We start from the raw sequence: 12,187 nt of genomic DNA on the forward strand, positions 1-12,187 counted from the left end.
ATGGCATAATTAGGAAAGTAATGAATACCTAGTAAGGATAAATGAATGAATTTGAGGAAGGAGCTTCGAGATTATGCAACGTTTTAAGTTTATGTACAAGCAATTTCTGAAAGAGCCACTATGGTTTAAAATACTTGTCCTCACCACGTTGATTATTTCGGTTGTTTGTAGTAATTCGGGATTTTCGACTAATGTCCAAAGCGTATCTAAGCTCGCTGTGGGGATCTTTTTTTGCACTTATGCCATAAAATTTCGAAGGCTAGTGAAGTTATCTGTTGTTTTTTATGTGCTCGCAGGGTTATGTCTGTATGTGGCTTGGGATCTGTTATAAAAGTATATAAGGACCTGAGGTGCATGGGAACTGTGAGCTTGAAACGTCAACTAGTCATATTCATTACTAGCTAATTACTGAGTTGTATGCGCCGAGTAGTGCATCCTTGGCTTATTGCAGCGAGAGAAGAGTTTCTTCTGGCACAATCGTGAGTAGAAAGGGAGCTTCTTGTTGGTTGGATACTAAGTTGGTTTAATTTCGAAAGATTGATCATTCATGCTTTGTTACGCCAATTTTTCTGCGAAAGTTGAGTTATTGACAAAGGTAAGTCATAAAAACAATAATCGTGTCACGTCCCCCGATAGAGGGATCCTAACCACTGCACTATACTTGAGGGTGAATACCGTTAGTTCTAGTTAGTTTACTAAAAAGGGAGGCATTGGAGACTATGATTCACCCCTCAATTTACGAGCAGCTGGCCGACGGCAGCCCCGGAATCGGCAATTGGCTCTTTCGGGAAGATCGGGAAGCCGTACGCAGTCGAATTATGTCCGAGCCCGTATTCCAGCCGATTCTTGAACGATTGGCTGCGGATGGAGAACGATTTCTCGAACAGCCTATTACTGAATTGCCCTGGACGCTATTCCGCCGAGTTTGGGAGGATGGCTTCCGCAAAACATATGAGCCCGTCTATTTCTCCAGGAGACAACGACTAACGACATTTGGCTTGTTGAGCTGGCTAATGCCGGAACGCGCCGATTACCGGGACGGACTTTTGGATACGGTGTGGGCCATTTGTGGAGAATTTTCCTGGTGCGTGCCGGTCAGTTTTGACAGCCCGCCTGGACTCAGAGCGGAGGGATACTCCGTGCATGAGCAACATGTCCCGGATCCGGGAATCGGGATTGAGCTGTTCGTTGCGGAGACTGCTTTCGCACTGGCTGAGGTGATGATGCTGACAGGGTATAGTTGGCCGGAGACCATACGTGATCGTGTAAAGAGAGAAGTGTACCGCCGCGTGTTTGCACCTTTTCTAGTGAACGATTACTTCTGGGAGCATGTGCGCAATAACTGGGCGGCGGTGTGTGCCGGTTCGATCGGTGCGGCAGCCATCTACTTAATAGAGGATAAGCAGGAATTGGCTCTTGTATTGAACAAAGCGCTGCCGACGGTCAATTTATTCCTAGAAGGCTATGGAGAAGACGGAGCCTGCTTGGAAGGATATATGTATTGGGGGTATGGATTCGGTTTCTATACGTATTTCGCAGAGCTTCTCTCCCGGAGAACCAACGGGGCAATAGATTTACTCGCCGTTCCTAAGGTGAAGCAGGTAGCATTATTTCAGCAGAACTGCTTCCTTCACGGTCGCAAGATCGTTAATTTTTCCGATTCGCCAGAGGAATGGGATGTGTACATCGGGCTGACCCATGAAATGGCACGGCGGTTTCCGGAAGTGCAACTTCCCGAATATACGTTTCAGGATAAGGCGGTTTCCGATCATTGCGGCCGGTGGGCCCCTGCGTTTCGCAATTTGATTTGGTACGAGCCGGGGACGCAGGGGGAAGGATGGAAGGAGGATTCGATATATCTTGCGGATGCGCAGTGGATGGTGTCGCGGGTCGAGAAGGAGGAAGGGAAGTTCAGCTTTGCCGCCAAAGGTGGTTACAATGATGAGCCCCATAATCATAACGATGTCGGGCATTTCATCGTCCTAGCAGGGCAAGAGACGTTCCTGGCTGATATCGGAGCTGGGTTATATACGAAGCCGTACTTCGCACCACCTACGAGGTATTCCTTCATTTGCAACAGTGCGCTGGGGCATTCTGTCCCTATTATAGATGGAGTTAGCCAACAGGCTGGTGCAGCTTATAAAGCGACCGTACGACAGGCCGAGATTACTGCCGATTATGACCGGTTCGTCGTAGAGCTGCAGGATGCCTATGATACCCCGGGGCTGCTGAAGCTCCAACGAAGCTGGACTTGGCGAAAAAATGACGGACTGCCTAGGCTGGAGCTGGAGGATCAATATATGTTCTCAGAACGAGTCGGCGCTGCGTTAACCGAGCGCTTCATTTGCCAGGTGCAGCCTATGGTTGCGGGAGCTGGTCGGGTCGAGCTTGTGGGCACTGCATTCAAACTTGTATTGAGCTATGACGAAGCGTTGATGGAGCCGATCGTGGAGCCGCTGCCGTCCCTGAACCATTTTGGCCAAGAAAAGGTGTACTATGCGTTGGATATGAAGGTACGCGTAACGGACGATTTGGAGCGAAAGTTGCATTTCGCGTTTCATTTTGAACAGCTGGCTTAACATTTACCTGGAGAATGGAGCCTAGTGTTGTGCGAACCTGGAAAGGGCACCTCTTCTGTGTGGTAGTGATTGCTGGGCACTCTCACTTCACCAGACGAAGAGGTGTTTTTCTATTTCTGCAAGTCCTCCTTTCCAATGCGTGCAATTCTATGCTGCGGATACTGTTACGCTATTTTTGAGTCTGCGAAAGTTGAGTTATTTAATAAAGAAGTGTCAAAGGCAACTTATTATTTTTTGTTTTCTAGTGTGGGCGTGTTTGGCGATGTCGAGGGAGTTTTTGGAGGTGAGTAAGTCGATTATTTCGACTAACTCGTGTGTGACATGGGCCTTTGAAGGTGAGTAAGTCGACTATTTCGACTAACTCGTGTGCGACATGGGCCATTGAAGGTGAGTAAGTCGATTATTTCGACTAACTCGTGTGTGACATGGGCCTCTGAAGGTGAGTAAGTCGATTATTTCGACTAACTCGTGTGTGACCTGGGCCTTTGAAGGTGAGTAAGCCGATTATTTCGACTAACTCGTGTGTGACATGGGCCTTTGAACGTGAGTAAGTCGATTATTTCGACTAACTCGTGTGTGACATGGGCCTTTGAACGTGAGTAAGTCGATTATTTCGACTAACTCGTGTGCGGCATGGGCCTTTGAAGTTGAGTAAGTCGATTATTTCGACTAACTCGTGTGCAACCAGGGCCTCTGAAGGTGAGCGGCTTTCCCTTGCACACGGCAGTGGGGGCCAAAAGCAAAGGAGCTAAGCGGAATGAATTCGCTTAGCTCCTTTTTACTCGATAATCCCCCACATGCTACTACTTTTTCTTCCTACGCTTGCTAGCCAATGTGTTAGAAGCCTTCCCATTCCCGCCGACGGCATCCTGCTGCTTGGTGCCTGGGCTTTCGATGGCGGAGTTCGTCCCACTCGTGCTGTACTTTCCAGCGCCGCTTGCCACTTGGGTTGCTGATGCATTCGCAGCATGTTTGGGGAGTTTAACAATTTGATCGTTAATGACAACGATGATTTCTTTGCCTTTACGACGGATTTCGGTTAGGCTTTTGCTGCCAGATAACTTGCCTTTGGTGCCTTTCACTAATTTGTTCCTCGCCTTGCCACCTGCCCCAACGCTTTGCTGTTGCTGACTATGCGGAGATTTGATAGCGGCGTTGCTGCCAGCTGCACTACTGCGGCCTGCAGCACTTGCGAGCTGCGTCGTATTAGGGGCATTCGTAAATTGATGGTTGATGACGAAAACCAGCCTATTAACGCCATGAATCGGCGATTGCGCAATAATACGTTTTTTCCCTTTTTCTATAATAATCGTGACGCGGTCTGATTTCATAGCACACAGATCCTCCCTAGTGGGTTCTCTCTTAAGTATATGTCCGTAGGACAAATTGGTAAGGGATAGTGGCTGAGAGTGTGAAAAAGAACTGCGTCATCTATATATGTCTACGAATAGCGCCATATCCCAAGATCTTTACGTCTATAGACACTGAACATGAGGCCAATAGCAATAAATTGAAAAATGACGAGCGAACCGCTATAGCTAATAAAAGGGAGTTGAAACGAGCTAAAAGGAGCTAGTCCCATCGACATGAGTATGCTCCAGATGTACTGTGTTATAAACAGGGTCAATAACCCAGATACTAGAGCTTTTCCATAGGGATCTCTCACCTTCCGAGAGACGCCAACCGTTTGCTGGACGAACAGAGTTATCATAATTACCATAGCAATACCAGCCCCCCAGCCGAAACAATAGATGAGAAAAGGGAACATCATTTCGGCTTGAAGCTCAGGCAAAGCCTTAAGTGGAGCTCCAAATCCATGCCCCGACCAACCAGCGGAAAGCATCGCTATTTTGGACTGGATAACTTGATAATTCATTCCTAACGGATCTTCTTGGGGATGTGTAAAAGAGAAAATACGTTTAGCTTGATAGGATTGATAGCTTAACTTTAATACAAATAGACCAAAGGCAGCTGCAAATAGACTACAATGAGCAGCGAGGATGGTTCGCTTTTTTCTCAAAACCAGTAACAAGGTCAAACATCCAATAAAGAATAGAACGAAATTCGCTGTAGAATGTATATATAAAATGAGGAAACTTGGCAGCCAGACGGTTCCCACGTTGATCCAACTCTTACGAAAGAATGCACGAAGGGAGGATTCGTTGGCAACGATCAGATGGGATGTGCTCCAAATACCAGCTAATGCGATGAGAAGTAAGTAGGGGGAGAGTGCTGGGATATTCATTTGAATGGCTCCCCATCTCACATAACCTCTAAATCCATTCATCATATTCCCAGATAGTAAGACATAGCTAAGTAACGTTATTGTAGCCATATAGAGAGCCCAAGAGTACTTAGCCAACTTGCTATAGTTACTAAAGCCAATTATCAGCATCAAGCATGTTCCTGCGCTCAAATAAACAATTTGTTTCAGACCGAAAGAAGTGATATTTGGATGATTGGATAGCGCAGCTTGGGCAGAAAATATGGCTACCAAACCGATCGACATGAAAAGAACGACGACTGCAAGCAACCCCCAGTTAAATCGAGGCCGATGGGCAAGGTGAAACTGCTGTCCAATCAAATCAGGAGTTCCCATTTGAGAAATCGACTCCTTAACTGCTCTATCCCAATCAATTCCAGTACTTAGCTTCTCCTCAATTAACTCCTGCAAATGACTTTCAAGCTCCAGACGAACTTCTGCATGGACCTCTTTTGATTTAATTTCGCGACAAACCTGTTTCAGGAACGTAGTGATCTCCTCATGATGACGAAAGTTATTCATACGCCGCCCTCCCCAAGAACACGATCCACCGTATTGCGAAAAAGTGACCATTCTTGTTTCTTCACTTTGAGTTCGCCCTTACCGGCCTTTGTTATGCGATAATTTTTACGTTTCCGTCCCTCTTTTTCATCCCAATAAGCTTCAACGTAGCCCTCAGACTCAAGCGTATGCAAAATGGGGTAGAGCGTGCCTTCCTTTAATGTGAATACGCCATCGGAATGCTTCTCCATTTCTTTGGTCATCTCATAGCCATACATATCTTTGCGATCCAAGAGGGTTAGGATCAGGATGACCGTGCTTCCTTTCATTAATTCCTTATTGATTTTCATGGATAGCTCCTTTCTACAACTGTAGAATTACGATGCATCGGATATCTATGTATAAGTATAAATGAGCAATTTATTTTTAGCAAATTTACCCATATTAGGAGGATGACGTGTGGTATAATGTGTGCTGAATTCATTCTTGGTACATACAATAGGAGGCTTCCATGCTACCCCACATTGTTTCCATAACCATGCAAAAGCTCTGCACCTCTTTACATACTCATTTAGGTGAGAACTTAGAGTCAGTTTATGTATACGGATCGACGGCTCTTGGCGCCTATATTGAGGGCTCAAGCGACATTGATTTTATTGCTATGGTGAGACAGCCACTCAGTCAATCAGACATAGAGGCCATTGCTCAAGCACACGCTGATGTAGAGCGAGCGCTTCCTGGCACCGACATCATGGGATCGTATATACGCCGAGAGGATCTTCATAAATCCTACACGGATATCCCAATCTACGCTACATATTACAATCATCAACTCAATACGAATGGTACAGGAGCAGATATCAATCCAGTTACCCTCCAAGTGCTGCGAAAATGCAGAATTTGTGTCTTTGGGAAGGACGTCCCATTCACCTACCATGCATCCATAAGCGAGCTGTTAACTTACGTTCTAAGCAACATGAACACCTATTGGGTAAGCTGGATCCAACGGCTAGAAGCTAACGCAGCGACGAGTTCTCCGTCCAATCTCATCGTTATCGAACAATTGAACGAGGCAGTAGAATGGTGCATATTAGGCATGCTAAGGCAGCTGTACACGCTGCAAAAGCATGACATCACCAGCAAAATCGGCGCTGGCGAATATGGTCTTACGATCCTTCCTGAGCGCTGGCATCCTTTGATCAAGGAAGCTATTGCAATCAAAAGCCGGCAGCATCAGCAATCTGCCTACGACTCCCAAACGACACAGTTACAAGACTTAGTCGAGATGCTCCGGTACATTCATTTGGCATGTAATCAGCCGGCTATCAAGTAAGCAAAAGCCTGAATCTAGTTTTAAGTAGATTCGGGCTTTTGCTTTTTCTATCGTTTAACTTCTCTAAACATCCGACCAAAGATAAATTCAGTCCATGAATCGGATAAAATCGGATATGTACAATGGTTTTTCTGCCACTTATAATTGAGACTGAGAATTATTATCAATATAAAATAGGGAGTCAGCATCAGCATTCTAAATAGATGGCTTGTTCATCACCAGTATGTGCTCTGCTGTACAAGGAGGAAGAAACCGATGAAAGCTTTAAAAATGATGATTATGCTGTTACTAGCGCTAGCAGTTACGGCTTGTGGTAGTTCCACAACAGGAGGAAATGCGAGCAGTACGACTGCATCACCAGAAGCAGCTAAAGCAACTGCTGCAGCTGCGGTAGAGAAAACAATCAAGCACGCGATGGGGACAGTTACTTTGAAGAAGAAACCAGAGCGGATAGTCGTTCTGTTCAATGGTATGACGGATATTGTTACACACTTAGGTGTCAAGCCTGTCGGTTCGGTTGAGTCATGGGAAGAGAAGCCTTGGTACAAATTTCTGAGGTCCAATATGGAAGGTGTTAAGAATCTGGGTGAAGAAACACAGCCGAACGTAGAGGCAATCGTGGCATTGAAGCCAGATTTGATCATTGGGACGAAACCACGTCACGAGAAAATTTATCCACAACTGGAAAGTATTGCGCCTACAATCATGACTGAAGAGATTTTTGATTGGAAGGCGAATTTGAAGTATGCAGCGGATGCCCTTTATAAGGAGCAAGAGGGTGCGATGATTTTAGCGGATTGGGATAAAGGGGTAGCGGAGTTTAAGCAAAAGGCAGGAGATAAACTGGCAAAATCCGAAGTTTCGATTATCCGCTTTGAAAGAGACGGCAGTGCACGTTTTTATGCAACCGGGTTTGCTGGAACGATCTTCAAGGAACTTGGATTGCCGCGTCCTAAGGCTCAGATTGTAGAAGGTAAGGCTGTAGTAAACATCACAACGAAGGAGCAAATGTCGCAGTTGGATGGGGAGTATATCTTTGATATTACACGTCTTAATGCCGAAGAACCTGCAGTAGAGAAATCGCAGAACGATTGGACGTCTCACCCCCTCTGGAAAAATCTCAAAGGCGTGAAGAACGGTAAATATTATAAAGTAGATACGATTACATGGAACTTATCTGGAGGCTCAATGGCAGCGAAAGCCATGCTAGCGGATCTCTACAAATATTTTGATATCAAATAGTTGAAACACGCAGGAATGAACGTTATGTTCATTCCTTTGTTGAAATATAAGCATATATTTGTTTTACCTAACAAGGAGATTGTCATCATGAACCTTATGAATACGAGTTTATGGAGAACCGCCGGACTACTCACGCTGATCCTTATTCTACTAGGCAGCTTTACTTCTAGCATTCTGTTTGGTGCGACGCAGTTTGACTGGCATACGGCATGGGCTTCCATCTTTCATTACGACGAGAATATGAATGACCAAATCATTCTTCGAACAACGCGTTTGCCCAGAGCCTGTATTGCAGCTGCAATTGGCGCTAGCTTAGCAATTGCAGGAACGCTCATGCAGACATTAACGCGCAATCCGCTGGCTTCGCCTAGTGTTCTTGGGGTCAATGCAGGAGCAACGATGTTCGTTGTTATTGGAGCAGTTGGCTTACAAATTTCATCAATGCAAGCCTTGATGTGGATCTCTTTTATCGGAGCGGCAGTGGGTGCTTTATCCGTATATATCTTGGGCTCTTTTGGCCGAGATGGATTGACGCCACTCAAAATTGTGCTCGCAGGCGCAGCCATGACCGCTCTGTTCTCGTCTTTCACACAAGGTATCTTGGTGCTCAACCAACAGGTACTTAGCACGGTGCTGTTCTGGTTGACGGGAACCATTGCGGGACGTTCTCCCGATATGTTGATCACAGTCTTCCCTTTTATGGCGATATGCTGGGTAGCCTCATGGTTCATTGCACGGGATATGAATCTTCTTCTCATGGGGGAGGATACGGCCAAAGGTTTGGGGCAAAAGACGATCTGGGTCAAATCCGTCGCTGGTCTTCTAATTGTCGTACTCGCGGGCTGCTCCGTGTCTATCGCGGGTCCTATTGGATTTATCGGCATCGTCATTCCGCATATCTCTCGGTTTTTCATCGGTATTGACCATCGTTGGGTCATCCCCTATTGCGCGGTGTTAGGTGCGATCCTGCTGATTCTGGCGGATTTGGCTGCAAGATTTATTATGATTCCTGAGGAAATGCCTGTAGGCGTTATGACAGCCCTTATTGGTGCCCCATTCTTTATTTATATTGCACGAAGGGGGCTTATCAAATCATGAAGGGTCATGTTCCGGTTCGATTGCGGCGTGGTGAGATTTCTTTTTTAGTCGAAAAAAGAGCATTAATGATATCCCTCTTGTTACTTGTGGTTTGCGTGGTTATTGCGATTGTAAGCACAGGGATGGGGGAGATGTACATATCTCCGATCGATGTTGTCAAAAGCGTCATAGGCATTGGGGCCGATGATCACACAATGGTCGTTCAAAAGCTGCGCCTCCCGCGAATTGTCATTTCAATGTTAGTAGGGGCTGCGCTGGCAGCGGCAGGTGCGATCATGCAGGGGATCATTCGGAATCCTTTGGCATCCCCTGATATGATGGGCGTAACCGGTGGAGCTTCGGTGGCTGCTGTTACATTCCTCACGTATTTCAATGGCATGATCAGCATTCGGTGGCTGCCGGTTTCGGCTATGCTGGGTGCTGCAGTTGTTTCTGTCATTCTATATATGCTTGCTTGGAAAAAAGGGGTCACACCCATTCGGCTCATTCTGGTAGGCATTGGGATGTCCTCGCTCATGTCTGCTGCGACGACGATGATGATCGTTTTTAGTCCGAGAAACGATCCCGGCACAGCCTATTTATGGCTGACAGGATCGGTTTACGCCACGAACTGGGAAAATGTGATGACTGTATTGCCATGGACGATAACCTTGATTCCGCTTGCTTTTCTATTAGCTCGCCATGTCAATATTGGACAGTTGGGGGATGATGTGGCGGCAAGTGCGGGAAGCGCAGTGGAGATCAACCGCTTATTATTGCTGCTCATCAGTGTGGCGCTAGCGGGTTCAGCTGTTTCCGTAGCTGGTGCGATCGGATTCATTGGCTTAATCGCACCGCATATAGCGCGCAAATGGGTAGGCTCGAGTTTTGACAGCCTGTTACCCGTCTCAGCTCTACTCGGAGGCGCTATTGTGATGTTGGCTGATCTAGCGGGAAGAACGTTCTTTCTACCGCTCGATGTACCAGTCGGTGTATTTACGGCAGCGGTGGGGGCACCCTTTTTCATTTATTTGCTGTACACCAAGCGAAATTCAAGATAGGAGTGAAGAGAGTGCCAACCTTGGAGACCAGAGATTTAAATTTGACCTATGGCAACGAAAATATCATCGAAGGTTTGAATCTTACCATGCCCAAAGGAAAGATTACGGTACTGATTGGTTCTAATGGCTGTGGGAAATCAACACTCCTGCGTGCGATGGCTCGCTTATTGAAGCCAGCTCATGGCGAAATCATTCTGGATGGCAAGCATATCGCGGAAATCCCAACGAAAGAAATCGCGAAGCGCTTATCGATCTTGCCGCAAGGGCCGATTGCCCCGGAAGGGTTAACGGTTTTTCAGTTAGTGAAACAAGGACGATACCCGTACCAGAATTGGCTAAAATCGTGGTCAGATGAAGATGAGCGATGTGTGAAGGATGCTTTAGCGGTTACCAAAATGACCGAATTGGCGGAAACCGCGGTGGATTCCTTGTCCGGCGGACAGCGTCAGCGGGCGTGGATTGCAATGACCCTTGCGCAAGGGACCTCAACCATCCTGTTGGATGAACCGACGACGTATTTGGATATGGCTCACCAAGTTGATATTTTGGATCTGTTGTTTGAGCTTAATGAACGCGAACAGCGAACGATTGTCATGGTTCTCCATGATCTCAATCTAGCTTGTCGATATGCACATCATCTCGTGGCGATCAAAGATAAATCCGTCTTCGCCCAAGGAAAGCCAGAGGATGTCATTAATTCGGAGCTTGTCAGGCATGTATTCGGAATGGAGTGTGAAATTATCGGGGATCCGTTCTTCGGTACGCCGATGTGCATTCCGAGAGGAAAAGGCCGGAAATCCGACAAGTTCGAGCCTGCGAAAATAGAGGAGGTAGTCCAACATGAGCTTATCCGATGTTAAACCAATGGGAACGGTGGCCGCATTAATTAAAGAGAGAAGAACAATTCGCGAGTTCAAACAGGATCCCGTTTCGGATGCATTGCTGCTCGAACTGTTGAATGTAGCGGTTTGGGCACCTAATCATGGGAACAGACAGCCTTGGCGTTTCATTTTGTATAAAGGAGAGGGACGCGAGACATTAGCAGATGCGATGCTCCTATCCTATGATGACGAGGAGATGAGAGAAAAACACGGGAAACGCAAATGGGAATACTTCCTAGAGGTTCCCGTTCATCTCGTTGTGATTTTGAAAGAAGACACACGCCAAAAGCAATGGGATGAGGACTACGGCGCGGTTTGCGCCCTCATCCAAAATTTCCAACTGGCTGCCTGGGAGCAGGGGCTTGGCGTCGTGTGGAAAACGAACAATTATAACTATGAAGAGGGGTTCCAGCGAGTAGTTGGCTTACAGGCAGATGAAAAAATTGTCGGCGTTCTGCATATCGGTTATCCGGCATCGATTCCGACCGTTCAGCCTCGTAAGTCCGTGGAGGAAATGCTGACGATTATAGATTCTAAATAGTAGCTAATCATCACCAATATGGCTCATGAATCCTGTAAGAGGATTTATGGGCTTTTTTTGGTATGAGTTTCAACGGACGCTGCAGCCTTGCAAGGCTACTTCGGGTAAACTCGATTATTTTCGAATAAATTCCTAATCTGATCGGCCATAAATTGTGTGGATTGCGGCATTTGATGACGTATCCACCACTCCACAATGCCAATAAAAGCAGAGGCCATGAATTGGGCTTTTATTTCATTGTCGATAATGGGTGTATTGTCCGGCTTTTCCATTTTATCCATCAGATTGACGGAGATAAATTTTAGTAATTGGTCCCGGAATAGAAAGGCCCTCTGATTGGAAAACATAGCTGAGAAAAAAGGGAAATGGTCACGAAAGTAATCAAAAACCGGTTTGGGCTCTTGTACCATTCCTTGACTATCCGTATCGTCCTCCCGTTTATGGCACAACGAGATCAATTCGTTGATGTGATCTTCAATGCATTTGTCCAAAAGGTCGTATTTGTCACTGTAATGCAGATAAACGGTGCCGCGGTTAACATTGGCACGCTCCGCAATCTCGTTAATGGTGATTTGTTCAAAATCTTTTTCCGAGAAAAGCTCCAGAAACGACTTCGTTATAGATTGCTTGGTTCGGAGAATACGGCGGTCGGTCTTAACAACAGATTCCATTCCTCTCGTTACCTCCTTCAGATAATCAACATGTCTAT

General features: G+C 46.3%; 11 protein-coding genes. 7 read left to right on the forward strand and 4 right to left on the reverse strand.

Annotated elements, in window-relative coordinates:
* Positions 1 to 719 precede the first annotated feature (719 nt).
* On the forward strand, positions 720 to 2,579 hold the full coding sequence (locus AC58QG_RS19860) for a heparinase II/III family protein (RefSeq protein ID WP_497363864.1): 1,860 nt from the start codon (positions 720 to 722) through the stop codon (positions 2,577 to 2,579).
* 803 nt (positions 2,580 to 3,382) lie between these two features.
* Here AC58QG_RS19860 and AC58QG_RS19865 read toward each other — a convergent pair.
* From AC58QG_RS19865 to AC58QG_RS19875, 3 genes are all read right to left on the reverse strand, one after another.
* Positions 3,383 to 3,910: a hypothetical protein gene (locus AC58QG_RS19865; protein WP_497363865.1), complete on the reverse strand. Its 528-nt coding sequence runs from the start codon at positions 3,908 to 3,910 to the stop codon at positions 3,383 to 3,385.
* Between the two features lie 110 nt (positions 3,911 to 4,020).
* Positions 4,021 to 5,364 (reverse strand): FtsW/RodA/SpoVE family cell cycle protein, encoded by a 1,344-nt coding sequence (locus AC58QG_RS19870; protein ID WP_497363866.1) that lies wholly within the window; start codon positions 5,362 to 5,364, stop codon positions 4,021 to 4,023.
* Complete coding sequence (locus AC58QG_RS19875; protein WP_056623266.1) at positions 5,361 to 5,693, reverse strand: PadR family transcriptional regulator; 333 nt, start codon at positions 5,691 to 5,693, stop codon at positions 5,361 to 5,363. The genes AC58QG_RS19870 and AC58QG_RS19875 overlap by 4 nt, the downstream gene beginning before the upstream one ends.
* Positions 5,694 to 5,854: 161 nt before the next feature.
* Here AC58QG_RS19875 and AC58QG_RS19880 point away from each other — a divergent pair, with 161 nt between their 5' ends.
* From AC58QG_RS19880 to AC58QG_RS19905, 6 genes are all read left to right on the forward strand, one after another.
* Complete coding sequence (locus AC58QG_RS19880) at positions 5,855 to 6,676, forward strand: aminoglycoside adenylyltransferase domain-containing protein (RefSeq protein WP_497363867.1); 822 nt, start codon at positions 5,855 to 5,857, stop codon at positions 6,674 to 6,676.
* Between the two features lie 255 nt (positions 6,677 to 6,931).
* Positions 6,932 to 7,918: an ABC transporter substrate-binding protein gene (locus AC58QG_RS19885; RefSeq protein ID WP_497363868.1), complete on the forward strand. Its 987-nt coding sequence runs from the start codon at positions 6,932 to 6,934 to the stop codon at positions 7,916 to 7,918.
* Positions 7,919 to 8,005: 87 nt separating this feature from the next.
* On the forward strand, positions 8,006 to 9,016 hold the full coding sequence (locus AC58QG_RS19890; RefSeq protein WP_497363869.1) for a FecCD family ABC transporter permease: 1,011 nt from the start codon (positions 8,006 to 8,008) through the stop codon (positions 9,014 to 9,016).
* Positions 9,013 to 10,056, forward strand: coding sequence for a FecCD family ABC transporter permease (locus AC58QG_RS19895; RefSeq protein ID WP_497363870.1), 1,044 nt, complete (start codon positions 9,013 to 9,015; stop codon positions 10,054 to 10,056). Before AC58QG_RS19890 ends, AC58QG_RS19895 begins: the two co-directional genes overlap by 4 nt.
* Positions 10,057 to 10,067: 11 nt before the next feature.
* On the forward strand, positions 10,068 to 10,916 hold the full coding sequence (locus AC58QG_RS19900) for an ABC transporter ATP-binding protein (RefSeq protein WP_497363871.1): 849 nt from the start codon (positions 10,068 to 10,070) through the stop codon (positions 10,914 to 10,916).
* Complete coding sequence (locus AC58QG_RS19905; RefSeq protein WP_497363872.1) at positions 10,897 to 11,478, forward strand: nitroreductase family protein; 582 nt, start codon at positions 10,897 to 10,899, stop codon at positions 11,476 to 11,478. Before AC58QG_RS19900 ends, AC58QG_RS19905 begins: the two co-directional genes overlap by 20 nt.
* A gap of 95 nt (positions 11,479 to 11,573) precedes the next feature.
* Here the strand turns inward: AC58QG_RS19905 and AC58QG_RS19910 are convergent, their stop codons facing one another.
* Entirely contained in the window at positions 11,574 to 12,149 is a 576-nt protein-coding gene (locus AC58QG_RS19910) for a TetR/AcrR family transcriptional regulator (protein WP_497363873.1), read from the reverse strand.
* Positions 12,150 to 12,187 lie beyond the last annotated feature (38 nt).

The sequence above is a fragment of the Paenibacillus sp. J22P169 genome (assembly GCF_059691995.1).